The sequence below is a fragment of the Serratia sp. NPDC087055 genome, from assembly GCF_044900985.1.
Lineage (GTDB): Bacteria > Pseudomonadota > Gammaproteobacteria > Enterobacterales > Enterobacteriaceae > Serratia.
Genome location: NZ_JBJDOG010000009.1, coordinates 33768 through 60133 on the forward strand (window position 1 = coordinate 33768; position 26366 = coordinate 60133).

The following is a 26366-nucleotide window of genomic DNA, read 5'->3' on the forward strand; positions in this document are numbered from 1 at the left end:
AAGCCGTTGCCAACGGCTTCTGTCGGAGCTCGTCTCTGCGTGTTGTCAGCGGTGATCACTTTTGCTGTGACAGACATTGCCCTGTTCCGGTTCATCAACAAGGGTAAAGGCTAAAGCCCGCTTCCTCACCCGTTCGCACCCCCTCCCTCAGGTCGGGGTTTGCGCTGCGGCTTCGGTATCACCCTTGCTTCTGCCCCTGATGGAACTGGGCGGTCTTGTGTCACAGCAACACGTTCCCCGCACTCTGACATCGCGGATAGAGGCGCCTAGCACCATAAAGAAGCCGGAGAGAAAAATATGAATGCCCCAGTCAATATTGCCCAGTCCGACGTTGAATACGTGACTAAAATCGAAATTACCGATGCCCGTCGGCGCTTGGCGTTTATTCCAAAGCTGTTTGCAACGCCGTTGGGTGAGAGCATGGCGATGAATTTTTTGCATAGACACAGTAATTACGATGGGGGGATGTGGAATTTCTACGAGGTTCCGCGCGGGATAAACGGCCATGTCGCGCCGTGGACGGATATCATCACAACCCGGCCAACGGGGTACATTGCTCCTGCGGAAGGCACGTACAGATTGACTATTCCGGGCAACTACTTTGACGCTGATGTGTCGGCTGATGCTGCCGGGATCATCGCGACGCTGTTTATTTTGAATCATCTTTCATGGAAAGTTTCAGAAATGGGAAGTGAATATGCGTCGACCTGCCAGGGATTGGTCGATCGGCAGGATGCGCTTAAAGATTATATCAGCATCATAAAACATCCTGAAAGAGAGCTGATCTTTCGCGCCATAGATTAAAAATGTGTCCGGGTGATCAGCCCGGATCTTCTCCCTGATAGTCCTTATCTGGCCCTCTCAGCGGTGCTCCTGGTGCCGCGGTTGTTTCGATTAAAAACGCACTAATTTCATAGAATAGGGGCATTGGCCCCCTTCGGCTCCCCGGCGTTGCCGGGTCGTCAGCCCCACTCCGTCGGTCCCGCCGGCTCACCGGCGTCTCAGACTCCGCCGAACTCCTTTGGGTTTCGGGCTATCGCTAGGGTCTGATGGCGAAAAGGCTAAGGGCTGGCGCTTGCAACCGGCCGTTTGCCGGTGCCGCTCTCACTGTCCGGCCGCTTGTGCGGCCAGTCGCTAAGGCTACCAGGCTAAAGGCCTGGTGCTTTCCTGTGTCTTCCCTCTCTGCGGCTGCAGTGCAAGGTGACTGTCTCCGTGACAGACTCTGGGCCGGGGCGCAGACAGCACAAGGGGTCGCTTCGCCGGTGTCCTCACCCGTTCGCACTCTCTCATTCCCTGCGGTCGTTCACTCGCTTGCGCTGCGGCTTGCGGCACCGCCCTTGTTCCGTCAGCTGATACCCCGTCCCGGTCTTTGTGTCACGGCGCCAGACTCCCCGCGCCGGCAAAAAGCCAAAAGGGGAATACACCAGAAAGAAGCCGGATAGGGCGGATTCTGGGCACGTTTTATCAATGATGGAGGAATTACCCATGTCTAAGACCACGACCAAGCCTAGTGCAAAAAAAACCGTGAAGACGGATGCTGTTCATTTTGTTGAAGCGACGCTGGCCAAGGCCAAGTTTAAACATGTCATGCTCAAGGAACTGGCTGCGACGGCTCTCAATGCGCGCATTACGCCCCGCACGAAGGCTGATATTGAAGGGCGAGCGGCCAGTATCGAGGGTGCTGGGCTGTTGCAAAATCTCGTCGTGTACCGCATGGCTGATGGGTTATACGGGGTTGCTGCCGGTGAAACCCGCCGTTTGGGCCTCAACGTGCTGATGGAACAGGGACGATCTGCGGTAGGTGTTTCGGTGACGCCAGAATTCAGCGTTGCCGTGTTGGAGGTGAGTGAAGACGATGCTTATGCGATCTCTATCGCGGAAAACGTACAGCGTTCTAATCTGGAGCCTGCTGATCAACTGGAAAGCTTCCGCGTGATGGCGGAGAAAGGAACGTCTGTTGAGCGGATCGGTGCCATCCTTGGTTACAGCACAGCTCATGTCAAAAAGTGCCTCAAGTTGACGACCGTCGCGCCAGCCCTGCTGGAACTGCTGAAAACCAACAACATCAATTTCGACCAGTTAGCCGCATTGGGTGCCAGTGACGATCATCAGCGCCAGATTCAGGCATGGGAAAAGGGTAATTAATACGAGCAATACCGTACACCAAAAGCGCTCCGGGAAAGCGTACTGAGCGATGAAGTGTCAGCGGTAGACAGTGATTTGGTCGATTTTGTTGGGCTGGACGCCTACCAAGCGGCAGGTGGTGAAACCCGTGAAGATTTGTTCGCTGACAGCATCATCCTTACCAATCGGCTGCAACTGGAAACGATGGCGCTTGCCAAATTGCAGGACGCGGCGGACGTTGTCGCGAAAGAAGAGGGTTGGGCATGGACACAAGGCCGGTGCAAGGAAGTTAAGAGCTGGGGTGACGATGCAAAGGTTTTCGATGTGCTCTATGCCTATGCCAAATTGAACGACGAGCAGAATGCAGAAGTTAAGCAGTTGGAATCGGAGAAAGAATTGCTCGAAAGCCTGCTCGAGGGCACTGACGCCGATGACGAGTGGGAGCACGCCCCACGCATCGGGCAAATCAACGCACGTATTGCCGAGATCAACGAGCAGGCAGAAATCAACAAATGGTCGCTGGATGTACGCGACACGGCTGGTGTGGTTGCCTATCTGCAAGACGGAAAAATTCATATCCAACGCGGCTTGATGAAGATGGAGGACATCAAACTGGTCGAGAAGGCCGAGCGTGAAAAAGCCAATAAAGAAACCCCACCCTCAGAGAAAGGGCTGTCGCAGGTGCTGGTCAGCAGCTTGTCTGCCGAGCGCACACTGGCGGTTGCCGCTTCACTGGCTCAAAACTCCACGGTTGCTCTTGCCCTGCACACCTTCACTTTGACTCGCAAGATCTTTGGAAAGGGCTATTTCAGCGAGTTGCATACCTCCGTGGACAGCCAGCGCAGTAGCTGCCTGAACCAGTCGACGGACGCAGGTAGTGAAAACGGACTCGCTAATCAGAAACTGAACGCATTGCATGAGGGCTGGTTGAGCCGTTTCCCGCAGGACTGGCTTGACGGGTTCGACTGGTTGCTGGAATGGCCGCAGGAAGACGTGTTGGCGCTGCTGGCCTATTGTGTCTCCCACGGTCTTGATGGCAGAGAGTGCCAATTGCATGACAACCGCGTGGGTACCAAGCTGGCGCGTGTTGAGAAAGCGCTGAGCTTCCAGATCGGCGACTGGTGGAAACCGTCCTCTGCCAACTATTTCTCACGCATTGCCAAAGACCAGATCGTTGATGCGCTCAACAGCGCCGGTCGTGCTGGTAATGCAAGCGACGCCGAGGGCATGAAACGCAAAGAAGCGGCGGAATTCGCCGAGGCCGTACTGAAAGAGACCCACTGGTTGCCTGTCTGTATGCCACCCGCAGAGCCGTCGCAGACCGAGCTGGAGAGCACCGGTGATGTGGATACCTGCACGACCAGCCACACTGATACTGCCGCTGACTTCCGCACCGCCGCCTAACTGACAGGGATCTGCCGCCGAGAAGGCGGCAGAACAAGGCCATGAAAAACCAAAGATTGAGCCTTGAGCAGTTAACCGGAATGAGTGCTACCGAACTGGAAGAGTACCGCGATCGTGGCAGGGAGTGGCGGCGGAAATTAAACAATGTGGTGCTGGGTAGTCTGGCGCTACCGCCGGGTTGGATAGCGAATGCGGAGGAGGTGTGCGAGTTCTGTGGGCAGGTACCGGTTGTCTGCCGGATAAGCCCGAAAGGTGATGATTTGACTGCGATTTATCTGTGCAGTGCCGGGGCGGACGTGCCGGGCTGGTCAGCCGTTATTCCGTTCCAGGGAACATCGTCAACAGCTAACCAGGGTGACTGCATTGCCTGGGTGCATACCGCAGACAATTTTGAGCCGGAGACGGTTAATCGGGTATTGAAGGTTGTTGGAGAGTACTACCGTCATGGATTCACCCACCCGGAGAAACTGGTAGTTGCGCTGCGAATGGGAGGGTTTTGCGTATGATCCCGAACAATCGCTCACTGGTGCTGGTTAACGAGTATCAGCAAGCTGCCATTCATGCGGTGGTGCTGGTCGAACGTAAGAAAGAACAGGGGAAGCGGATCGCAGAATTTCCGTATGCCAAGGCATTTTTCAAAGTGTTGAACAACGGGCGGGGGCAGATTTTAGCGAACGACATCCGTCTGCTATCGTCAAATTACTCTCCGGATGAGCGGGGCGGGGCGTCCATTGCGCAATACATTAAGGCACTGGACAGGCTGATCGAAAGCGGAGGCCAATATAGCCCGCTGCCGCTGTCTGGTGACGTTGTGGCAACACTGTTCCCGGCCTATGTCGAACTTTTCCATGAGCGGCGCGAACGTAAGTGGGATATGCAGTACTAGCGCAGAGAGCGGAAGCGGTCACGGGAAGAACAGCAAAAGCGTCGGCGCTATCAGACCCTGCTGGCGCAGGCCGAAGTTGAGCTGGCATTTGCCACCCCGTCGACGGTTGGGGCGTGGTACGCGTACTGGAGTAAACAAGATATTTACGAAGACGATCTTAGCGAGGGATTTTTTGCTTGGTTCGAGCGGTTTCCGTGCATTGCAGCCAGTCAACTTTCGCACTACAAGAACGACGCTCTTTGGACTGTGATGGAAAGGCTACGGGGGTTGAAGGGGATTTGACCGAGGCCGAACGGATGTTCAACGCCTTACTTATCCCGAATAAACTGGCACGAAAGCTATGATGGGTGCGGTTTGAAATGCGTGCTCAATGAGGTGAAATCATAGTTTTCAACTTGAAAACAATACAATTGGAGAGTACAATGTTTTCAAGATGAAAACAGGGTAGAGGGATCTGCAGTGCATGTAATTAGCAGACAGCCGTTTAACGAGGCTGCCGGAAAATACCCTAATAGCGCATTGGCGCTTCTGGATTTGATGCGGGTTCTGGAAAAAAAGACCTTCAACAGCCCGGATGAAATGAAAAGAGCGATCCCGTCACTGGATAACTTCAAGTACCGTAAAAAGTGGTGGGTTATCGATGTGTCCGGCAATACGTTGCGGCTTATGGCCTTCATCGACTTTGAAAAGCAAAAAGTTTTTGTTAAGCACATTGCGACTCATGCCGAATACGACAAGTTAACCAAGTATTATAGGGAGCATAAAGAATGACTGTTGCCACTCATCTCGACGCCGCCAGTGCCGAAGGCATGATCGCGACATTTGCCAACGCGGTGAAATGCATTCCTCTGATGACGGGTGATAAAAGCGAGGCTGAATACAAAAAAGCCCTTGAGCTGATTGAGTATCTTGTCGATCGCGACGAACTGAGCAACCCGCTTTTTGAACCGCTTGCGGCCAAAATTACAGAGTATGAAAACAGCGCCCCGGAATTTGAGGCGTTTAACCGCCGCTTGGCGGAGATCCCTACCGGGGTCGCCGCGTTGCGTACCCTGATGGATCAGCATGGTTTGAAAGCGGCTGATCTGGAAGATGAATTGGGGTCTAAAAGCAATGTCAGTAACATTCTCAGTGGTCGCCGTGCGTTGACTGTGCAGCACATCAAGGCGCTGGCGACACGTTTTAATGTCCCTGCTGATTTGTTTATTTGATGGGGCAGGTGGGTACCTGGTAACTTGTCTGGCCAAACTCAGAGACTGAAACCAAGAGACGGCGCCTGCGGCGCCGTTTTTGCTCGCATACGTGATTTGAAATAAAACTTTCTAAGATGATAATTATCCAGATTTTTCGTGATAAATGAATGTTGATATTATTATCTTAGAAAGATTAATTGTTTTTGTGAAAGAAGTATCATGGATTATATCCGAATTTCTACCGGGCTGCGTCCGATAGACCACATGATTTATGGGTTTGAATAATCAGAAGTAATGGTCTATTTTAAGCTAGGTTATTTAATTATTCATATTTACAAGGATGGGAAAATGAAGGCGTTAGTTGGTTTTTGTATGATGTCAATCATTGGTATATCTGGTTGCGCCAGTGAATATAAAGAAAATGAAGTCAGACATGGAAATGTCGACGTAATGAAAACGGTTAAATCAGAAAGTTATGTACCAGTAGGTATTGCTACAGTAATGAAAACATTAGAGGATAATCTCTCATTTAACAATGAAAGCCCAGAGAAACAAAAAATTTCTCGTTTAACAAAAGGTAAAGGGTATGAGTTGTCTATCTCATTCGGTGAGAAACCTTATTCATCTTATAAAATCGTGTTAACGGAAAGTAAATATAATAGTGGTACCTATATTCAACAGACGGTTATATCTTCACAAGAAAAACACTTAACCCCAGAATTTACCAATTCATTATTTAATCACACATATCGTTTAGCTGCTGGCATGAATAAATAGAAGAAATATTCCATGATACGTATGAGCCATGATGAAATGATCATGGCTCCCTTTACTTAAATCAGATTAAAGTTGCATAGGCAGCCCGGAATCAACCCTGAGCATTTGCCCCAAGCTAAAGCTTTTCGCCTGTACCATATCAGTACCGGTTCCATAACAAGTGATGGTTGCACTTCCTGGAGGGCCTAAGATCTCGGTGATTTTCGGCCCAAGTTTAGCCCATTTGACGCGGAGTACACATGCAGACGGCGCATTCGAAACTGTATCGAAACTTACATTATAAGTTAGGGTTGCCGTATGACCGCCTAATTTCATCCACGGTCCCCAAAACATAGGGGGAGCCCAAACAACAATAGAACTCATAAATTAATCCTCTAAATAAAAATTAAAAATTAATGGGTATGTTCACTTTCCCATTGACTTTCATCAGATACATCTACAATATCTATGGATAATCCTTCGACAGCCTTAGAAAAATATTCGAGAGCTTGCTCTTTGGTTGCAATTATTTCTGATTGGCAACTAATATCCATTCCATTTTTATTTTTCAAAATAAAAAGGATTCTGTGTGTTAAAACTGAATTTTTGACTTCCATGATGACTCCTTGGTTTAATGGAAAATCAAAATTACAATTTATTGCAGGGTTTAGCATCTTGTGAAATATGTGTCTTCTATGGCACAACATCCATCCGTGTGACAGTAAAATTAATTACCCATTAATTTATTCACAATTAGAACTACATCTCTTAAATAACTTGGGGCTTGGCCCCCTTCGGCTCCCCGGCGCTGCCGGGTCGTCAGCCCCACTCCGTCAGTTCCGCCGGTTTCCCGTCGTCTCAGACTCCGCCGAACCCCTGCGGGTTTCGGGCTATCGCGAGGGTCTGATGGCTAAAGGGCAAGACAAGACGCTTGCAGCCGGCTAATCGCCGGCGCCGCTTTCACTGCCCGACCGCTTGTGCGGTCGTTCGCTGATGCCGCCAGGCAAAAGCCTGGCCCTTTCTGGTGTATCCCCTTAGCCCTGGCTACGCGCAAGGCGTCCGTCCCCGTGACTGACCCTGGGCCGGGGCGCTGACGTCACAAGGATTCGCTTCGCCGGCATCCTCACCCGTTCGCACTCTCTCCCGTTGGTCGTTCGCTTGCGCATGCGGCTTGCGGTCCCGCCCTTGCATCGTCAGCTGATACCCCGTCCCGGTCAAGTTGTCACTGCGCCAGTCACCCCGCGCCGGCAAAAAGCCAAAAGGGGTATACACCAGAAAGAAGTCGCCGCGGCTTCTGATTCACTGACTAACGGGAGTGGTTATGTCAACGATCGAGCAACAACAGCAGATGGTTTTTTATGTGCCGGGAACAATGTGGCCGGTTGGTGTGGCTATCTGGCTGGATGGGGAGTATGTCACATCCTGCGGCCAGACCTTGGCGCAGTTACAACAGGTCAAGCCAGCTTGCGAACTGATGACGTTCGACGCGGCCCTGCGTGCGATGAATGATGCGGCAAAATTGCCGGTTCAGCGCATCAGCAAAGACGAATACATGGAAAAGCTGGAAATGTTGCCGCCGCTGGATTGGCAATTTAGCGCGGGTTACTCGTCCTTCAAAATGATGGAAATGTACAGCGGTAACATAACCGACATTTACGTCAAACTCGGGGACGAACATTTCAAACTCCGCGATCATGTCACGCTGCCACACAGCCAGATCATGGCGCGTGTGAGTGCATTTCGTGAAACAGAATCGGCGCAAGTTGCTGCCTAAAACCCCTCGTTTCCCGCTGCTATAACGCAGCGGGACATCATTTCTCACGGAGAGCAAAAAATGATTATTGATGAATATATCGAGACGATCGGGCGCTACATCTTGCAACAACGTAATGCGCGTAAACCGGCGCGTGTCCCCGCCTTAAAAGTGTTTGAGTGGGCGCAGTTACTGCGCTACTTGGAAATTCAGCGTGGTTATACCTGTTAGCTTTATTGTGCCGCCCCTCGGGGCGGCAATCGGGCGCCGCCGGCATTGAGCCGGCACCTCCCGAATCACCCCCGCTCTTGCAGCCGGCTATTCGCCGGCGCCGCTTTCACTGTTGCCACAGATTGCGGCAACACTAAGGCGACCTGGCTTTGCCAGGTGAATTATTTCGGTGTCACTCCTTGCCAACAGGCAGGGCTCAGAGTGTCTTTTCCCGTGACAGACGCTAAGCCGGGGCGTCGACCCCACAAGGGTTCGCTTGCGCCTCCATCCTCACCCGTTCGCACTCATTCCTTTCAGTCATTCGCTTGCGCATGCGGCTTGCGGTGGTGCCCTTGTGGTTTCGTCTTGTACCCCGGCCCGGTCTCAATGTCACAGCACAAGACGCTCCGCGCCCGGCGACGCCGGAAAGGGGAGTAACACCAGAAACAGGGTTTGGGAGAATTAAAATGCAAAGATTATATTCAGGTTTCCGCAGCGCCAATGTCATCCGTAAAGATCGCCCGCTGACCAACGACGAGTTGGCAACATTTGTACCCAGCGTTTTTTCAGAGGAGAAACATGCCTCCCGTAGTGAGCGTTATACCTACATTCCAACGATCAGCCTGTTGGATAAACTCCGGGAAGAAGGGTTCCAACCGTTTTACGCCTGTCAGACAAAAGTTCGTGATGAAGGCAAGCGTGGGCATACACGCCATATGCTACGCCTGCGTCGTAATGGCTTCGGTCAACATGATGAAGTTCCGGAAATTATTTTGCTAAACAGCCATGACGGCAGCAGCAGTTACCAGATGATCCCCGGCGTTTTCCGTTTCGTGTGCAATAACGGTTTGGTGTGCGGTGATACGTTCGGTGAGGTTCGTGTACCTCACAAGGGGGACGTGGTTGGGCAAGTTATCGATGGGGCTTATGAGGTGCTGGGCTTGTTCGATAAAGTGACGGAATCACGTGAAGAGATGAAATCCATAACGTTAAATCGTGATGAGCAAATGCTCTACGCAGATGCTGCATTGGGTTACAAATACTTCGACACGCATCAACCAATTTCCGCAGAACAAGTGTTGCAGGCAAGGCGCAGAGAGGACAATAACCCGGACTTATGGACAACCTATCAACGTGTCCAGGAGAACATGATCAAGGGGGGTATTGATGGTCGAAATGCGAAAGGGAAACGTAGTCGAACGCGGGCAGTGAATGGCATTACGGGTGATATCAAACTCAATAATGCATTGTGGAAAATGGCCGAAGCGATGAAAGCATTGAAATAATTATTGTATATGGGCGGTGGTCACGTGCCGCCCATAAGGATTTGTAGATGAGAAAAACCGTCGAGATAAAGCGGTGTTTGGTGTGCAGCACGGCACACATGACATTTGCAGACAATGAGGCTCTTGGGCTGATTGCTAAAGAGAAGTACAACTGGATCATGGGATATGAGTATGGGTTTGTTATTGACCTGTGGGGATACCGATACATCGTTTTGCGATTAAAGGCGTTAGGATTGTCAAAGGCATTTAGAAGGTTTGTCTATTCAATGATACTTAAGCACGATTTGAATATGATTAAGTTTGATGCTGATGGGGATACAATAGACGAGATGCCCACGTATTACTGGTGAAAATCCTCTTATTCTCCTTAAGCACATCGAGTGCTAAAGGAGAATGCTGTACACATCTCAGCTATATCCATCTTTGTGCGTACATTTTACCTTTCATCTGGTTACGGTATTGAACCGTAACCAGACGATTTTTAGTTCTGTGCAGCTGAATTACCACTCTGAACTGAATCAGGTTTTACATTATTTATCGTTTTCAACTTACGTGGCGTTACTGTTTTCCTCTTCGAGGAAACTGTGCTTTTTATAATGTCCTGAATGGAACGTTCACTGACCGTGATTTCGCATGCTTCCAGGGCGGATTTAATGTCTTTGGCGGTGTACCCTTTTTGCGTAGCCAATAGAATGATTTTGTCTTTCAATTCTTCCAGAACTTCTTTTCCAGTGAGTCTTTCTTTACTCAAATCTGGAAGCTCATCAAGCTGAACTTTAGCCAATTCTAATTGCTCTGAGCTGTACTGATTTTTTGCTGCCATGTTCAACGTCTCCATTCTCATTAATCTCAATAACGACAATAGTATACGAATGCCTTCAACGAGCACAACTCCCGAAAAAGTTCTCCCATGGTGTAATGACAAAACAGATGATATCAGCCATAATACAGATATCCGGTTTCAAAGGCGGGACCAGATGTGTTTTGTAGCACCGCCTGCACGCAGTCGGTTCAACAAAACGCTGGGTCAGGGCAGAGCCCCGACACCCCACGAGACTGTTTTCTGACGAGACTAGAAGGGAAAACTCACCATGAGTAAAAGCGAAAGCCGGAACAGAACAGCCCTGCTTCCCAGTATTCGTTGTTTTCCCGAAGACAAAGATGCCGTCATGAAGAAGGCTGACGCAGCAGGTCTCAGCATAGGTGCCTTCATGCTTCGTAGCGCGCTCGGTCGTCGTATAGAAGCCAAGTGTGATACAGAGCTGATTATGGAACTCCGGCGCCTGGGTGGCTTGCAAAAGCACTTGTTTAAAGAGGGCGGTGGGGTGATGAGTAAAGAGTATTCTGATGTGTTGATGGCGATCCAGAAGGCAATATTAAAAGTGGGTATGGAGTGAGTTTGACAGCATGATTATTCGAATCCCGGAAAAACGGCGTGATGGCAAGAGCAGCTTCTTACAGCTGGTCGCCTATACCGTTGTCCGCGACGAAGATAAACCCGATACTCCACTGGAACCCGAGCACCCAGGCTGGCGACGCCCCCGTTCGAAAGACGCTATTTTTAACCACCTCGTTGATTACATCAGTCGTAATGGCGATGCGGACTTGCAGCAAATCATGCATGCTGATCCTCATGGTCATACGCAGGTGATGTTTGATGGCGTCATGTGTGAGACGAACTGCTTCAACATCACGACTGCATCGGTCGAGATGAATGCAGTCGCACTGCAGAACACGCGTTGCAAGGATCCCGTGCTGCATTATTTCCTGTCATGGCCAGAAACAGATAACCCGTCAACGGAACACATCTTTGATAGTGTTCGTCACAGTTTATCGGCACTGGGTATGTCTGAACATCAGTACGTCGCGGCGATCCATACGGACACGAACAACATCCATTGCCACGTTGCAGCCAACCGTATTCACCCAGAAACCTACAAAGCTGCCGATGATTCTTTCACTCGCATACGTCTGCAGCAAGCAGCACGTGAACTAGAACTCAAGTACAACTGGACACCGACGAACGGGTTCTTTGCAGTTAACGAGCAGGGCGAAATTGTTCGCTCCAAACGCGAGAAAAGCCTGACTCCCTCTGGTGCAAAGGCACTGGAGTATTACGCCGATGTTGAAAGCCTCCATACCTACGCCGTCACCGAGTGTGGGTTTAAAATTGATGAGGCTATGGCCGATCCTAACCTGACGTGGAAGGATGTTCACCGCATTTTAGTTAATGCCGGGTTAGCGTTGAAACCGAAAGGGAAAGGGCTGGCCATCTATTCTATCGACAATCCCGAGCTTCCTCCGGTGAAGGCAAGTAGCGTTCATCCTGACCTTACGCTGGGCTGTCTGGAGAAAGATCTGGGTCTGTTCCAGCCCTTGGAAAATGTGGGTACCTATACTAAAGATCACACTACGACAGCGACTGATGCCATTGTGCATGAATTCCGGTATGAGCCAACATTGCATGCGCGTGATTTGACTGCCCGCCTCGAGCGCCGCCTGGCGAGAGCGGATGCACGTGCAGATTTAAAGGCGCGGTACCAGGCGTATAAACACACCTGGAAACGACCAAGGTTAGATGCAAGTGTCGTCAAACGACGCTACCAGAATGAGTCAAAACGCTTTGCCTGGCAGAAAGCGCGTGCCAGAGTCGCCGTTGGCGATCCGTTGCTGCGGAAATTGACGTACCACATTATTGAAGTCGAGCGCATGAAAGCCATGGCAGCATTGCGTCTCGCGGTTAAGGAAGAACGTGCTGCGTTCAAAGCCGATCCCGCTAACCGTAGGTTGTCTTATCGTGAATGGGTAGAGCAGCAGGCCTTGAGTCATGATCAAGCCGCCATCGCTCAACTGCGTGCATTTGCGTATCGCATGAAACGGACACAACGTACCGCACCGATATCAACCAACAGCATTGTGTGCGCCGTGGCTGACGATACACCGGCCTTTGCATTAGAAGGTTATGCCACTCAGGTTACGCGTGATGGGACGGTGCAGTATGTGCGTGATGGGTGTGTCGAGCTTCAGGATAAAGGTGAGCGGATCGAAGTGGGTAATCATCGCGTGAATGAGGGAGAGCATATCGCCGGTGGGATGGCGTTAGCGGAGAATAAAAGTGGGGAGCACCTTAAGTTTGAGGGTGAGTCGGCATTTGTTCAGCAGGCCTGTTCCCTGGTTCGCTGGTTCAATGAAGGTGGGGATACACCTCTGCCATTGAGTGATCCGCAACAACGGATTCTGGCAGGCTATGACGCGTCTTCTCAGGCTATTTCAACGGGCGAGGGGCAACATAAACTTTCTGCCGCTGAACAACCGGATGTCGAACAGAGCAAACCCCGCTCGGGATATCGTCCTCAACAGTGATCGTTACAACGAAAAAAGCCGGCTGCAGTTTTCACTGCGCCGGCTTTATATTGGGTGTTCAATTGAGGTGTTTGTGCAGCTGTTGCAGCGCCGGTTGGTAAGTTAGCCAGGCGTTACTGTCGTTGCCGTTTATCTCAGTGAATATGGCCATCATACGGTGCATAATCGCATCATGCTTATCAACATCGAATTGTTCCTGGGCGACAAAGAGATTAAGCAATCTGGCGCACTCATCACGCAGGTTCTCCGCCCGCTCGGTTGTCAACACCGGTCTGGTGTCATCTTCCCTGGACTCTGTTTCCGTCAGAGCCATCAACATCATTGCACACAGCCTTACCAGTTCAGTATAGCCGCGCCGATAGTCCAGGTTTTTGTCACTCATACCGGTGCCTCAGTAGTTAGGAGAAAGGGGCTGGCTTTCCAGCCATAGCCGTTCGAATTCTTGTTGATAGACTGTCACCAACTGGGGTTGGTTGCGTACTACCAGTACATTCTCCGCATTGCGTTTATCTGCACTTGAGGAGTAGTTGTAACTGCCGGTTTGCAAGGTATGACCGTCAGCCAGAATTATCTTATTGTGAAATATAGCATATTTGTCGTTGAGGCGGACGTTGAGGCCACTGTTGGCCATAAACGTAGTTATCGCTGTTGGCCTTGCGGTCCGCGATAATTCTAACGGTGACACCTCTTTTTTTTGCGGCAAGTAGTGCCCTGGCGATGCCCTTGTCAGTAAACGAATAGGCTTCGACGTTCAACGTCTGTTGTGCCTGGTTAATCACATCCAATACGGCGGCTTTGGCTGAGTAAGAAGGGGAAAAGCCTACGCTGAATGTTGGTGAGGCCTGTACGGGAAGCGAGACGAATGGCACCGCCAGCAGCCATGCCAGTGTGAGCGGTCGGATAACAGAGCGTTGCATGTGGTTCTCTCTAGCGGAAAGTGATTTGGTTTGTGCTGGCGTTCGCCAATGACTGTGCGACTTCTTTTGAAACGCGGATGGGTTTTGGTGGTGACGGCAACTGACGCCAATTGCGTTTATTCTGATGCAGTGCTTCCCTGGCAGCTTCAAATAGCAACACACCACGTTGAGTTGGTGAGTAACTGATGTCGGCGCGGTTGTCCAGGTCGAGTGCCACTGCAGCAACGCGTTTGAGTACGGGATCCATCATGCCGGCAGATGTTGTTGTATCCATTGCCTGCTCAAGGCGTTGAAGGATGCCATCGATCTCCTGCGCGGTAGGCGGTAATTTGCGCTTCAATGACGGGTTCAGCGTAAATAACTCAGCTTCGGTGGGAGTTTCCACGTCGATGAAACGGTTGATACGCATTGGCAGCGAAGACGTCATTTTCTGGTCATCTGGGATATAAATGGCATTACTCGGTACCAGCGCGCTTTTAAAGGAAATCATGCCTTCACCGGGGCTCATATCCTTCAAGTCACCCAGGTCTAGTCGATCTTTTTCGCGAATATAGTTATTGGCTGCATCTTCGTAGTTAGGTGTAATAAACCCGCCTGCCTGTTCTACCGAACCCAGCTCGGCATAATATCCTTTACCCCCGGTGATCCTGGCCAGATCGAACGTGTCCTTCTCGTCCTGCAGTGTCATGAACCACTTGGTCAGCAGGTTGGCGTTTACTGTCATGTATTCGCCTTTGTGTTCGGCGATAAACCTCTGAATATCCTGGGCAGAAACAATGAGCATATACCCCAGACTTCGCATCTGGCTGGCCAGGTTGTCCATACCCGGGCCAAAGTAGGCACCCAACTCATCCATGGCGATCGGGTAGGGGAACTTGCCACTGTATTTTTTGACGATCAGCACATCGTTCATCATCCCTTCGAGCTCGCAGCCCAGGTCTCTGGCCATGGTCATGCGGATGGCTGAGATGTACAGCTTACCGATGTTGGATGCTTCCCCCTTGGAGAGTTCCAGCGCGGGTATGGTCGTGCAGAGAATGCGATCGTTGTGCAGTACGTCTTCGATATCAATATCGCCGGCATCGGTTGAGAAAATGTGGCCGTAGAGGTCGTTAAACATGGTGAGCATGCGGTTAAACTGCTGGATCAGGTACCCGTGTTGGTCGTATACCCCTTGTTCCCACTCCGATGGTTTGTTAATCAACTCAATGCGGAAACCAGCCAATGTGTTGAAGTAATTCTCCAATGGGTTGTATGCCTCACGGTGCCATCCGTCCCGTTTAGCTTCTTGATAGAGGTCTGCAAGTTTCCGCAGGGGTAAATATTCCTGGATAACCTTTTGCGAGATCCGGCGTTTTTCTCGTTTGCATTTGTAATAGATGGCATAAACCAAGGCAGACAGCATTGATTTTGCTTTGTCCTGCCAGCCCTGATCTCCACTGCCAGCAGGTGGCAACATGGACTCCATCAGTTGGATGATAAAGGTGGTGTTAGCGGTTCCGAACAGATTGATGGTGTTTGATGGTTGCCGTTTCTTATCGTTGAGCAACAGTTGCAGTAGCTTGTCTGTCCCCCCAGTCATGAAATTCAACACGTAGAAATCATCTTCGCGGCCAAAGCGACGAGCCAGAGACCACATGGCGAAGGCCAGAGTGTTCTGGCCCTTACCGTCCGAATAACAGATCCCACGTCCCCAGCATATCGAATTGAGAAAGACCGACAAGAGAGCCTCGGTTTTACCCGAACCCGTGGTGGCCAATAGCAGCATATGCCGCAAAGCGTCGTCCAGCGTCAGCCATAGTTCACGTGCCAGGCCTTTACCACGGGCGTACCCGAGACACATTACACCGGCTGCCGGCATGTATTTTCGGGTACGTACCACATACCGGAAAAATCCGCCCAGGCCTTTGCGGTACTTGGGCATTTCACGTTCGGTCGTGAGATCCATGCCGCCAATGTCTGTTGGCATGCGTAATGGCATACGAAACGGACGATCGGCAAACAGCATGACCAGAAGTAGTAACCCGGGGACGGTAAGTAACAGTGTGGCTGGCATAACGAAACCCACAATTAAGCCAGCTAGTAGACTGAGTTGAACCCCTATTGGAGAAAGTAACGCATCATTTATAAAGGTATAGCCTAGCGGCCTGCGCACCCGGCGCGGGTCGACTTCTACAGGACGTGACATGAGTAACCTCAATTAGAGAAAGATCGGATGGCAGGTATTACTGGACGGTTGATGAGTTCAGGAAGGCTTCCAGCGCATCGTCACTTTTCAGTGACTGCAGAGGGATGTAGCGACCATCATCTGCCAATAAAGATGGGGTGCCCGGGAGTGTGTAGTAATCAAAGGCAACGTCATTTTTGGCGATTGCGGTTTCCCCGGCTTCACATGATGCAGGTTGTGGGGCGTTTTCACCTGACGCTAAACCAGCGTCTGTGCGGAAAAGTGATTTCCATAGTGCCATACGTGACGAAGGGGCTTGGCATAGGATAGGACTCACCAAGTTCAGGGTCTGTTGCTTACCAACAAGTGTCACCGGGAAAATCTCAACATTGTATTTTTCTGACAGGGCTTCTAATGCCGGTTCAATGATCTGGCAGTTGTGACACAACGGGTCGGCAAATACATACAGCGTGCGTGCGTGGCCTGATGACAACGGGATCGTGTATTGGCCACTTTGGGCTGTCTTACGCAAAATCTCTGCCGTTTTTTGATAATCGGCGGCTTTGGGGAGGGCGCCTGCTGGTTCAACCTGGCGGATAGTTGGCGTCGAATCTGCTGATATTATTACTGCAGGAGTCGGTTGAGTCGGAGCTACGTGGGAACTAGGTAAAGATACTACTGGTGCTTGAAATGCGGAATTTTGTTTTGCCGGAACCAAAAGGGGTCGGGTTCCAGATGCACCCAGGCTCCAGGCAGTGACAATAGCCATGGTAACGGCGGCACCGAGAATGACTCCTGCGGTCAGTTTGCGACACTGAGCCCTCCTGTCGTGCTGGCGCATAACTGCGCCATTTATCGCATGTAATATTGTCTGGGCTTCCTCATGGGATGTTCCCTGATGGATCATAGCTTGGTTCAGAGCACGGCAATCGTGGTAGACGTTGTTATCTTTAATATAAAAGCGGGAATGAGCACCCAGCTCAAGAATGGCAATAGCCTGTTCGCTGCCGGATTTTCGTGAGTAAACAGACAGGGTTTTACCCTGCAGGGATGCAGTAAAATGAGTATTCATCGATTGTTTCCTGTTAAGACGGGCGTTGTGTTCTGGGGCGAGTGAATGTGCGAGTTTTGACGGGGTGTTGCTCAGGCGAACGTGTTGTTGCAATGGTGGCTGCGGATATAACGATGTCTTGATTGCGCAAAATCACCACATCTCCCACTTCGTCTTCCATATCAGCATCTGGGGTGCATTCAATAGGCTTGGTAGCTGTTTTTTCTTCTATGGTTAACCCTAGGTTCCGCAAATCAATTTCCAAGCCATGGATAGCCTTGTCCATTCGACTTTCTGGCATGGGTACCGATACTCTGAGTCGTTCTGATACTTCCCCAACCAAGGTTTCCCATTTTGAAACGGCAATCACGCCAGCACCTTCAACAAAGACTTTCGGCCGGCCGGTTGAGGTTAGGGTATACCACAATGTGCGATCCAGACCTTTTAGCCAGCGAAAGCGCGGACCAGGCAGGCGCAAGTCTTGGTCATGTAAAGCGAACATTGCGGTACGGGTAGTGCTATGTCGACCTAGCCAGGCTTTTGCCTCGGGGGTACTGATCACGCGTTGGAATGCTTTGGTCGCCAGTCCTAAAACTGGATACCCCCTGTTCCCTCTATCGCGACGGCTTTTGATGAGGCAAGAGCGATTCAAGCTATCCAGCAATTTCTCAGCTGCCTTGCGGTCCTTTAAGAATGCCTGAAGCCCGAAAACAGCGACTAAGGCGCGCTCATGGGGGCTAAAACTGGATGCATCTTTGAGTGGGGCCCCCAGTTGCTGTTCGAAGACGATGCGAGCTCTTTCATGATCAAGGCGTTCACCGATCACCAACTGGTGTTGTTTGGCAAACTCTTCCGGTGACTGCGCACTTCTATGCTCTAGAGGGTCACAGTTCAGCAGTTGTGTTTCCTTATCGCCGTAGCATAGGGCAGGTACAATATTGGGAGAGAACCGAGACATAATTTTAGGTAGGGAATATACGTTAATATCTCTTCGTGTCCGGTTACTCGCATGGTTGCGTACTGCAATCATGCTCCCTACAACTATCACTGATAGTGGTGCTAACAAAATGCCGGCTGTTTTATTCATCACGTTAATAAACTCGCTCCAACTGAGGTCGTTAACGCTATTTGCCGCCCAGGCTAATAAATTCAACCGTTCAGCAACATAACTGTGATTGCGTGGGAAGTCGCAAAGAGACCAGAGTTGATAAATTATCCAACAACTTCCATACATGATGGGTGGCTGATATATCCACATTAAAAAACAGACCATGAAAAAGATAAGAAATATCATTAGTCCGCGCTCCTGGCCTTGAGGCGTAGGAGTGGCTGTTCTTGTTGCCATATACTTTCCTGATAAAAGGATGCCCGCAAGGGAGTAATGCGGGTTATAAGTGGGTTACACCAAAGAGAAGTTTTTCTTCAACAAAGAAAAAGCGCCGGTTAGGGCGCTTGAAATGGAGAGTGGTATTATTAAAGTGCTAGTGATTTTTTTTGTACAAATTCGCTAAAATTATTTCCAACATCTCGCTCTGGCCGATAAGTAGATGAAAGTAAGACATCAAGATTATGGCCTAACTCCATACACTTCCTTTCATTATCGACGCCGACGGTGAAATTTGAGAAAAGAACATCATTGAATTTCAATGTGAGCATATTCCCTCTGCACTCGTATCCAGCCAGGTCAGCAATGCTCATGCCTTTATAAATGGACTTGGTGGTTGAAACCAAGAGCATGGTTCCATTTTTCGTATCCACACCAAAATAATTACCGTCATAGAGAGATTTAACTTCATATCCATCTGTTGGGGTGAAGTTTTTGCAAAAATAACCGCTTATAATCTGGGCTGCTTTTGTATCTGACTTTTTATTTATACGATAAAATGAATAAATACAGCCAAGCCCAAGAGCCAAGAAAGCATAGGGCCATAGAGGGTTGGTTCGAGAATCAGAGACGATGAAGAGCGCAATGGAGGAGAATATTAAATACGCTCCGGCGCAGAGTAAAGAAATTAAAAGTAAGGTTTTTAAAAACACTCTCGATTTTATCATTTTATGCCATCTCCATTTTCGCTGTTAGATCCCCTATGGTTGAATTTTACACCAGGCGATCTCTGTAGTCCATGTGAAAAACCAGCGAATATGCTTTTTGTTGACTCAACCATACCACCAAGAATGCTGGCTGCTTCTCGTCCGCCTAGCCAAGAGATAATGTAATCTGGCATGGTTACTTGCAAACTAAAAACACGCGTCACCGTCGTTGTACAAATACGGGCGTAAAGCATAAGGATTCCAAGAAGAGAAAATATTCCAGTAATTGAATTAGCTTGAACATTGGCAATTGTTGGGCCAAACATCATGTTTAATAATGAACCTAAACCTACTATCATGATGCTGGCGAATACGAAGCCAAAGACCATTAACATTGGCCTAACCATTACATCAATTAGAAATATGTAACCATAAGCTGACCTGTGTCCTCGATCTCCCTCGGAACCAATGTGAGTTGCTGCCCATAGTGTTCCGCCTGTCGCACCAACTAATACACTAACAAGCCAATTCGCTGCTGCAGCAAGCCAAAAGATAAAAGGAATGAATGGCAAGTAAATTGATAAATTGAATCCGATCCCAAATAGCAAAAATAATATAAAATAAACAAATGGAGACAATGCGTCCAAAACGGCAGCAAGTCCTTCAGTTGCATTCATCGAGAATGCGCCAATTACTTTCCCCCAAAATCCGTTTGTAGAGACCGCCGCTGCCACTTTGGCAACTGTAAACACCCCTAAGGTGGCCTCGGCAGTTCCCAGCGTAATGTCCCCAATGAATTTCATTTTTAACAAAGGATTCATTTGATCACTATCAATACCAGAAGTACCAAGGTTAGAGGTGGCAATGGTATTTGTTAGCTTTTGCATATATGAACCTGTTATACCAACGAATACTGCTGATGGTTCAGATGCATCAATGGCTTGTTGAGTATCTTTCGCTCCTTGTGTCCCCAGTGGGGGTGTGTAGGGGGAGTTCTGCAGTTGAGCTTTATAGGCTGTTTTTATATTGGAGTAGTTGTCACTGGCCCCTAAATCACCCAGGCCAGACATACCTGAAATTACAGGCTTTAACTGGACGGCGTCATTGAACTTGTTATTGGCGGTGGCAAACGTTTGGTACCAGGATCCGAGTGCCAGCCAGCCATTTTTTTTCAGCTGTGCCGAGAGAACGGAAGCCAGTTCGTCGGATTGCCCTTGTGCTTTCAATGCCTGATTTATTCTGTCTTCATAGGCTCGGGCTGCTTTCTGGATGTCAGTTTCAGCATCTGGTAATGAACCACTGCCATTCACCTGTTTGTTGGCCAGAGCAGAAACAAACTGAGATGCGTCCTGTGATAATGTGTTTTGCATCTCATTCATGGCACTGCGCTGAGCATTGATTATGCTGTCTGTGTTCACGGGAACGGGGAATAGCCAGCTGGTCGTCTGGTCTGCCAGGCTTTCCGGTAGCCGGGCGGAACCACACAAAGCGCTACCGTTGCCGATCTCAAAGCCGTCAGGTAGTGACTTGATACTCATCAGTGGAGTACCACCCTGACCATACTGTTGGTACATGTTGCTGAGTTCCGAATTAACCCCATACATGCATAAATTCATTTCGTAAATCGCTCGGGCAGCACTTACTGTCTGTGGTGCAACGGGTTGTACCACCAGTGAGTAACCTTCTTCCAATAAATCCACAATTCGATCGGTTACTACATTGGCGCTGCCTATCCCCATGATAGAGGCGGCCCAAAGGAAGATGAGCTGCGCCAAGGACCACCCAGAGACCGTAGGTACTAGGGTTAGGAACCCCGCGGTCGTTGTGACTGGGCCGACCATTGAGCTGCCCTGGTTGAATATTTTCCCGTGCTGTCCGGCTTGTACCAGATGTTTGACTGTGACCAACAAGAACCAGACGACAGCAATGGCCATGACTATCCCGTTAAACACAAAGAATAGCTGACCGATCATGCTTGATTCAGTTGATAATGGATTGGTGACAACGTCACCAAATATCATAACCAGAATTTGGCGAGACAGGTCACTCGACCGTTTGGCCGCTTGTTCTATGGTGTCAAAACTAACCGCGGTATCGGCCCAGGCACTGGCCGTAAACAGGCACAGCAAAACGCCGGCCATCAATTTTCGTATGGCTTTCATAGGATGCTCGTTTTTGAAGGCAATTGCCTGGCGGGCGCCAGGAAGAAAAGGTGATACCTGCAGATTACTGCCGAAGTGAAAGCGTTGTTTTAAGCCAGTGGTTTTCTGCCAAGAAGTCCTTAAATCCCCCACGTTCTTGCTGAGATGCCCGGCGTTCCCGGAGTTGCCACAAACGCCATGAGCAAACGAGAGCCTGAACGAAGAGGATTGCAGCTAAAGACGAGAGGGCTAACACCAGGGCTAACGTTTTGGCCAGTAACAGCGGCGTGTAGATATTGCTGGCCAGGACGACCAGCATGACACTGATGATGAGAAATGCCGGTACTGCCGACAGTGCCAGGCAAAGTTGTTTGCGACGGTGAAAGCGTTTTATCAATACCGTTGCCGACACTCCGCTGGCTGCAACGGCGTCGTCAAAGCCCAGCATGGGCTCTCTCAGTTTTTGCTCCAGTTGATAAGACGGTGAGAGGTGCCGTGCTCGTTTGAGGTGGTTAATCAGCGAGGGGCCGATTTTCGTGGCGGTATATCGCAGTTCTGAGAGTGGCAAAAAAATGTTGGCGGTGTAATACGCACCCTTACCAACACGACGCCCCCAATGTGGCGATATTTTCTCGTTTTTTTCAGTCATGACGGACAGCTCCTGCACTGACTTCACGCATTTTTGCTTGCAACTGCGGACGATAGTTTTCTGTTGCTGAGATAGACAGCTGTTGGCCCTGCAGAATATTGTTCTTTTGCAGCTGTTGCTTTATCCCCAGTAATAACCAGTTCTGCAGTGATTGGATCCGTATAGACTCACGCGCTAAATTATCCCCCTCCATTGCCTGCAGATCAGTTTGGTAGTCCGTATTGGCATAGCGTCTGCCTACTTCGAACTGTTCAAACTCACGTTCGGACATCATGCCGCTACGTTGCGCTTCCTCCGACGCAGTACGCCCAAAATACGCAGTTGCAGACGCAGTCTGCAGCGTTTCTTTCAACACATCTCGGGTAGCTTCATTAGGCTGACTGGCGGCGACCATGGCCAACATGGGTTCGCGTGCTGCAGAATTCACCGATTCATATTGTGTCATTATCCCTACGTACTGCTGACCTGATGTCGTTTTGACTTCACCTTTCCCCAACTGCTTACCTGCAGTCGCCGGTGCACTGTTGAGGGTATAGGCCATCGCTGCATCGGTTTGCTGTTGGTTGAAGGTCAAATCCGGGGCTTTCCCTTCCTGACCAGCACCATCCAACAAGGCTGTGAGTCTCTTGTCGCCACCAGGTAAATCGGAGATGCCTTTGCACAAGGCTGTTCCACCGTATGCCGCAAAATCCGTGGCATCACAGTAGTCGGCATGTATTGCGGCCGTTCGGAATTGTGTCTGCTCCGGAGGCGGGGTTGGTGAGGTAACACCCTGACGAATGGTACTGTTACTGATCCCACTACCGCTGGCCAAGGCTCCCTGGCGAGCTCGGGCACCGCTTTGCACCTGAGCGGCCATGCCTGAACCGGATTCGGTACAAATACTGTCAGGAACGCTGTAGGTACGACGTGCTTGTTCCAATCGCTCGGTCTGCCGGGCAAATATGTCCTGATCCCGCTGTGCCTGGGCTGCCTGCTCAATCTGTGCGGCAACTTTGCCACCGTTCTGGTTGATAGCGGCGCCGACCTGGTGCTGGGTACCGGCGATTTCTGACAGTGTACCGTTTATGGTTCCAAGTGCTGGCGCCACCTGCGTTTCGACTGGAAGGCTGCTCGTGACTTCAACGGGATAAGCTACCGCTTTGCCTGGCAGATATGCAGCTAGCACCAGTACTGCCAGCAGGCTGAGTTGACAGGGATGTTGACGATTCCAAAACATGACTAGCTCCAAATGTGTAGGGCGACTGAGGCGGCAAGGGTCCAGAACAGCGCGGTGTAAATAGTGATGTGGGTGATGGGATAGTGAAAAAATGATTGTTTAAAACGAGGCCAAAACGTTGTTACACACATATTTTCTCCTTAAGCAGCATTCCCCTGGATATAGCCGGCTTTGGCGATGAGTTCATTTGCCAACTGACGAATGGCGCCACCTTCATCGTCGTTGCCGGCACGCTTTTTCAACATCTTGATATGGTTCTCTGCAGAGCCACCTGGAAAGGCATCAGCCAGGAGCCGTCGTGCGGTTTTGCCATCCAGCGCGTCATACAACATATTGCGTAATGCTCTGTTTGCCGGTGTGGAGTTCAAAGCCCAGAGGCGCAGAGGGCCGACGGTATTTTTCAACAGCTGTGCGACGTTGCCATTGGTGGTTTGGAACACGGCAAGGAAGGTGACACCACTGCCATCTGGTGCCGGGCCTTTGGTTGTGTTCAGGAGTTTCAATAATGTGGCCCGCGGGACTTTGAAGGTGTTTTGTAGAATGTCGAAGTCCTGAGTACGTACCCGAAGTAAATAGAGCGAGTTCGCCGAGTCCAGTATGGTTTGAGGATAATCGTCCAGGTACTGCGATGCGAAAACAGTACGGACACCAAACTTGCGTTTCTCCCTATCCTCCGTTTGTAAGGCCGACCAGAGTGCATCAATGCCTTTGATGTTATGCAACTCATCAATGAAGATGAGTTTGATCTCCTGATCCAACTGCTCGATGCGTTTGCGGTGCAGTTGGATGTAGCGCGGATCCAATTTGGCATACAGTTCTGTCTGTATTTGTGGCAGATAGAAGTCAGTACCTCCCGCTAAATGGCGAGCAAATTGGTACATGATACCGGTACGGATTTTACCTTCGGGCGAATCGTTACCGGCCACGTTATTGACGTCGACTATCCTGATGCGGGTGTTGGGGCTGACGGTAAATCGTGTGCGACCGGAAATCAGTGGATAATCAAATAGCGCCTGAGTCAGGCAACGCGAAACGTAACTGAGTAATGTTTCATCCGATCCCGGGCGGTTGACCATGCCAAACGCCGTTCGCAACTCTTCACTATTGAGGGCACCCTGGAGATCATTCAGCTCGGGAACCGCCTGCGCCTGAGCAAGAGAGGCTTCATAGACATGGCCATGTTCAAACAACATGTCACGAACTTCGTACCATGTGGCCAATTCCCACCATTGCGTGTCGTGCTGAGAGATACAGCCACTGTTTTTGAGCGCCGCATCCACTTCCGGAACCAGTGTCGGGCCATACCGCACGGGTTCGGTGTCACTGTTTTTGCGAAACACCAGGTCAACGGCGCGGGACAGGATCTGTTTGCATGACGTCGCATCCGGGGCGAGACCTGTTTGTGGATCGATGCACAGGCTGGTCAATAATCTCAGCAAGTAATCACGCTCAGTGCTGATGGGGTATTTCAGACCTAATTGAATATCAAATGGGTTGCGGCAATGGTCTGCGACGTTCTGCAGAATGATGCTGATGATCTTGTCTTTCTGGTCAACGGGAAGGCTGTCATGAACCAAATCGTAAAAGCCTTGAGCAGTAAACCCCTTATCTATAAAGGCCATAAACGGCAAGTCACTGTTGCCATTGGTTATCGCATCAAGGTGCAGGCTGTTGGCCAACAACGATTTTCCTGAACCTGGAGCGCCAGCCAGTAACTCGGTATGTTTTTCCTGGAGCGCACTGGCTAACCCGATCGGATAGGGCTTGCCATCAACGGTTTGGTGTATTGAGTTACCCTCATTGCCCCACGGACTGGCAGGGCGCTGCAGAGGCATCAGCTTGATGCCTTCGGATAACGGAGGAAACATCAGATTTGGCGCGCTGTAACTGGATGCCAGTGGCAAGGTATTTATCCAGGCTCGTATTGGATCACCAAAGGTTCGGGTGACGGAGGTGACTCCCCAGGCCTGAATCGATTTTTGTAGAAGCGTCAGGTTGCGCTTCAACCGGCTTTTATCAGCATCCCAGGTACTGGCTGTTATGCTCATCATGCACACCGGTTCTTTTTTATCTTGCATCACCAACCAGGATACTGATTTGTAGATATCACGCAGAGACGGTACGAAAGCGACAAAAGACAGCAGGTTCTGTTTGTTATTGAGATGAGCACCACCGCCGGGCATCAGATCCAGACGTAAGCGCCAGGGGATTTGCCGGGGAACCTTTTTGAACAATTGGCTGAAAGGTTCTGGCCGCTGTGGTGCCAGCGTCATTGCGAGCTGGCCATGGAACAATCCGTCAACTTCGATCAAATTACCGTGGGGTGTTACCTCGGTATCGCAATATTGGAAATTGAGGTGAGGAGCCAATGCACCACTGATATCGTCATCGCGCAATTTTCCATGTGGGATCACCCGGTCGCCAGGAAGCAGAGGTTGCCAGCTTTCATCCGTGCTGAGGCGTTCGATTTCGTCGCGTAAGATATGCCCTGCTTCGTGAGCGTCCAGTAAGCGAACCATCACCCCCTCGTTACCATTAGTGAGGTCGTTGGCCAACTTGTCGATAAAGGCATCGTGTCGGAGTTTCAGTCCCTCAAACTCAGCAAACACCGGATTTTGACCGAATCGCGCCTCCGGTACATTTTTAAACTGTTGCTCCTGGTGTTGTGTTTCTTCTTTACGTTCCGCTGCGGGCAGGGAGGAAATAGCCGTGTAAACCGTCAGCCATACACGCTCGCGGGCAACATAGGGGGACATTTTGGTGATTTGCTCATCGACCAGATCATCAAGTGTTAACCCGAGTTTGCGATAGGCCTGCCGCTGAGGTTCCACCAATCGGGAAATTTCTTCTTTACCGCGACTAGGATCCCGCTCGAAAACAATGCTGATTTTATGGCCCAGAGCCTTAAAGTCGCCTGTTAGTGCATCCCGAAGTTTCAACACAAAACGCAGGTAGCTGTCGGCCTCGGGTTGTTCGGTCGGTGTCTTAGGCACGTTTTCGCTAAATTCTCGAAATGCGCCAAGGACTTCAAAACAGCTGGCGTAATCATTGTTGTGGGTGACATGGATGTAAGGTGCGTCCAGAGACGGGTGACGAATTCTATCGTCGGGCGTCATGCCAATGACGGTGCGCAGGTCACAATACTGCGCGAAATCTCTTCCCAGGGTATAGCGGGAGAAGAAGGCAAGTGCGTCTTCGATTTTATCAATAATCATG

The 26366-nt window shown here is 50.2% G+C and carries 25 protein-coding genes and 2 pseudogenes; 14 read left to right on the plus strand and 13 right to left on the minus strand.

Annotated features, from left to right (window positions below; genetic code table 11):
* The first annotated feature begins 297 nt into the window (after positions 1 to 297).
* The 8 genes and pseudogenes from ACI2J2_RS23710 to ACI2J2_RS23745 all read left to right on the plus strand — a co-directional run bounded on the left by ACI2J2_RS23710 (position 298) and on the right by ACI2J2_RS23745 (position 6384).
* Positions 298 to 804, plus strand: a complete 507-nt coding sequence (locus tag ACI2J2_RS23710) for an antirestriction protein (protein WP_404760979.1) — start codon at positions 298 to 300, stop codon at positions 802 to 804.
* Positions 805 to 1485: 681 nt separating this feature from the next.
* The gene (locus tag ACI2J2_RS23715; RefSeq protein WP_404760980.1) at positions 1486 to 2145 is read left to right on the plus strand and encodes a ParB/RepB/Spo0J family partition protein; all 660 of its coding nucleotides are present in this window, start codon (positions 1486 to 1488) and stop codon (positions 2143 to 2145) included.
* 54 nt (positions 2146 to 2199) lie between these two features.
* Complete coding sequence (locus ACI2J2_RS23720) at positions 2200 to 3528, plus strand: hypothetical protein (RefSeq protein WP_404760981.1); 1329 nt, start codon at positions 2200 to 2202, stop codon at positions 3526 to 3528.
* Positions 3529 to 3569: 41 nt separating this feature from the next.
* Positions 3570 to 4034: a conjugation system SOS inhibitor PsiB gene (psiB, locus tag ACI2J2_RS23725; protein ID WP_404760982.1), complete on the plus strand. Its 465-nt coding sequence runs from the start codon at positions 3570 to 3572 to the stop codon at positions 4032 to 4034.
* Positions 4031 to 4696, plus strand: a pseudogene (locus ACI2J2_RS23730) (plasmid SOS inhibition protein A). Before psiB ends, ACI2J2_RS23730 begins: the two are co-directional and overlap by 4 nt.
* A 177-nt stretch (positions 4697 to 4873) precedes the next feature.
* Positions 4874 to 5185, plus strand: a complete 312-nt coding sequence (locus tag ACI2J2_RS23735; protein ID WP_017891116.1) for a type II toxin-antitoxin system HigB family toxin — start codon at positions 4874 to 4876, stop codon at positions 5183 to 5185.
* Positions 5182 to 5625 carry a type II toxin-antitoxin system HigA family antitoxin gene (locus ACI2J2_RS23740; RefSeq protein ID WP_404760983.1) on the plus strand — a complete coding sequence of 148 codons (444 nt, stop codon included), beginning with the start codon at positions 5182 to 5184 and terminating at the stop codon, positions 5623 to 5625. Before ACI2J2_RS23735 ends, ACI2J2_RS23740 begins: the two co-directional genes overlap by 4 nt.
* A gap of 330 nt (positions 5626 to 5955) precedes the next feature.
* Positions 5956 to 6384, plus strand: coding sequence for a hypothetical protein (locus ACI2J2_RS23745; protein WP_404760984.1), 429 nt, complete (start codon positions 5956 to 5958; stop codon positions 6382 to 6384).
* A 66-nt stretch (positions 6385 to 6450) separates the two neighbouring features.
* On the opposite strand, the gene ACI2J2_RS23750 is transcribed toward ACI2J2_RS23745, so the two are convergent.
* Positions 6451 to 6747, minus strand: coding sequence for a colicin Z C-terminal domain-related protein (locus tag ACI2J2_RS23750; RefSeq protein ID WP_404760985.1), 297 nt, complete (start codon positions 6745 to 6747; stop codon positions 6451 to 6453).
* Positions 6748 to 6776: 29 nt separating this feature from the next.
* Positions 6777 to 6980 (minus strand): hypothetical protein, encoded by a 204-nt coding sequence (locus tag ACI2J2_RS23755; RefSeq protein WP_404760986.1) that lies wholly within the window; start codon positions 6978 to 6980, stop codon positions 6777 to 6779.
* A gap of 704 nt (positions 6981 to 7684) precedes the next feature.
* Between ACI2J2_RS23755 and ACI2J2_RS23760 the strand changes: the two genes are divergently transcribed.
* The 4 genes from ACI2J2_RS23760 to ACI2J2_RS23775 all read left to right on the plus strand — a co-directional run bounded on the left by ACI2J2_RS23760 (position 7685) and on the right by ACI2J2_RS23775 (position 9962).
* Positions 7685 to 8137 (plus strand): hypothetical protein, encoded by a 453-nt coding sequence (locus ACI2J2_RS23760; protein WP_404760987.1) that lies wholly within the window; start codon positions 7685 to 7687, stop codon positions 8135 to 8137.
* A 60-nt stretch (positions 8138 to 8197) separates the two neighbouring features.
* Positions 8198 to 8347: a hypothetical protein gene (locus ACI2J2_RS23765; protein WP_165366321.1), complete on the plus strand. Its 150-nt coding sequence runs from the start codon at positions 8198 to 8200 to the stop codon at positions 8345 to 8347.
* A gap of 446 nt (positions 8348 to 8793) precedes the next feature.
* Positions 8794 to 9612 (plus strand): DUF932 domain-containing protein, encoded by an 819-nt coding sequence (locus tag ACI2J2_RS23770; protein WP_128865575.1) that lies wholly within the window; start codon positions 8794 to 8796, stop codon positions 9610 to 9612.
* Between the two features lie 47 nt (positions 9613 to 9659).
* Entirely contained in the window at positions 9660 to 9962 is a 303-nt protein-coding gene (locus ACI2J2_RS23775; protein ID WP_404760988.1) for a DUF5983 family protein, read from the plus strand.
* A gap of 131 nt (positions 9963 to 10093) precedes the next feature.
* On the opposite strand, the gene ACI2J2_RS23780 is transcribed toward ACI2J2_RS23775, so the two are convergent.
* Positions 10094 to 10435: a mobilization protein MobC gene (locus tag ACI2J2_RS23780; RefSeq protein ID WP_404760989.1), complete on the minus strand. Its 342-nt coding sequence runs from the start codon at positions 10433 to 10435 to the stop codon at positions 10094 to 10096.
* 268 nt (positions 10436 to 10703) lie between these two features.
* Between ACI2J2_RS23780 and mobA the strand changes: the two genes are divergently transcribed.
* Together mobA and traI are read left to right on the plus strand one after the other, a co-directional pair.
* Positions 10704 to 11009, plus strand: coding sequence for a plasmid mobilization protein MobA (gene mobA, locus ACI2J2_RS23785; protein ID WP_017891124.1), 306 nt, complete (start codon positions 10704 to 10706; stop codon positions 11007 to 11009).
* A gap of 10 nt (positions 11010 to 11019) precedes the next feature.
* Positions 11020 to 12975, plus strand: coding sequence for a TraI/MobA(P) family conjugative relaxase (traI, locus tag ACI2J2_RS23790; RefSeq protein ID WP_241390007.1), 1956 nt, complete (start codon positions 11020 to 11022; stop codon positions 12973 to 12975).
* Between the two features lie 58 nt (positions 12976 to 13033).
* On the opposite strand, the gene ACI2J2_RS23795 is transcribed toward traI, so the two are convergent.
* The 10 genes and pseudogenes from ACI2J2_RS23795 to ACI2J2_RS23840 all read right to left on the minus strand — a co-directional run bounded on the left by ACI2J2_RS23795 (position 13034) and on the right by ACI2J2_RS23840 (position 26365).
* A complete protein-coding gene (locus ACI2J2_RS23795) occupies positions 13034 to 13357 on the minus strand; it encodes a hypothetical protein (protein WP_127147014.1) in 324 nt (107 codons plus the stop codon).
* Between the two features lie 9 nt (positions 13358 to 13366).
* Positions 13367 to 13892 (minus strand): annotated as a pseudogene (locus ACI2J2_RS23800) (phospholipase D family protein).
* A 10-nt stretch (positions 13893 to 13902) separates the two neighbouring features.
* Positions 13903 to 16080, minus strand: a complete 2178-nt coding sequence (gene trbC, locus ACI2J2_RS23805; RefSeq protein ID WP_404760990.1) for an F-type conjugative transfer protein TrbC — start codon at positions 16078 to 16080, stop codon at positions 13903 to 13905.
* Positions 16081 to 16117: 37 nt separating this feature from the next.
* Entirely contained in the window at positions 16118 to 17131 is a 1014-nt protein-coding gene (locus ACI2J2_RS23810; RefSeq protein WP_404760991.1) for a hypothetical protein, read from the minus strand.
* Positions 17132 to 17144: 13 nt separating this feature from the next.
* Positions 17145 to 18455 carry a conjugal transfer protein TrbA gene (locus ACI2J2_RS23815; RefSeq protein ID WP_404760992.1) on the minus strand — a complete coding sequence of 437 codons (1311 nt, stop codon included), beginning with the start codon at positions 18453 to 18455 and terminating at the stop codon, positions 17145 to 17147.
* 128 nt (positions 18456 to 18583) lie between these two features.
* Positions 18584 to 19162, minus strand: coding sequence for a hypothetical protein (locus tag ACI2J2_RS23820; RefSeq protein ID WP_241390002.1), 579 nt, complete (start codon positions 19160 to 19162; stop codon positions 18584 to 18586).
* Positions 19159 to 21303: a DotA/TraY family protein gene (locus ACI2J2_RS23825; protein WP_241390047.1), complete on the minus strand. Its 2145-nt coding sequence runs from the start codon at positions 21301 to 21303 to the stop codon at positions 19159 to 19161. The genes ACI2J2_RS23820 and ACI2J2_RS23825 overlap by 4 nt, the downstream gene beginning before the upstream one ends.
* A 64-nt stretch (positions 21304 to 21367) precedes the next feature.
* Positions 21368 to 21931 carry a conjugal transfer protein TraX gene (gene traX, locus ACI2J2_RS23830; RefSeq protein ID WP_404760993.1) on the minus strand — a complete coding sequence of 188 codons (564 nt, stop codon included), beginning with the start codon at positions 21929 to 21931 and terminating at the stop codon, positions 21368 to 21370.
* A complete protein-coding gene (gene traW, locus ACI2J2_RS23835; protein WP_241390000.1) occupies positions 21924 to 23150 on the minus strand; it encodes a conjugal transfer protein TraW in 1227 nt (408 codons plus the stop codon). The genes traX and traW overlap by 8 nt, the downstream gene beginning before the upstream one ends.
* Before the next feature lie 140 nt (positions 23151 to 23290).
* Complete coding sequence (locus ACI2J2_RS23840) at positions 23291 to 26365, minus strand: ATP-binding protein (protein WP_404760994.1); 3075 nt, start codon at positions 26363 to 26365, stop codon at positions 23291 to 23293.
* Position 26366: the final 1 nt, after the last annotated feature.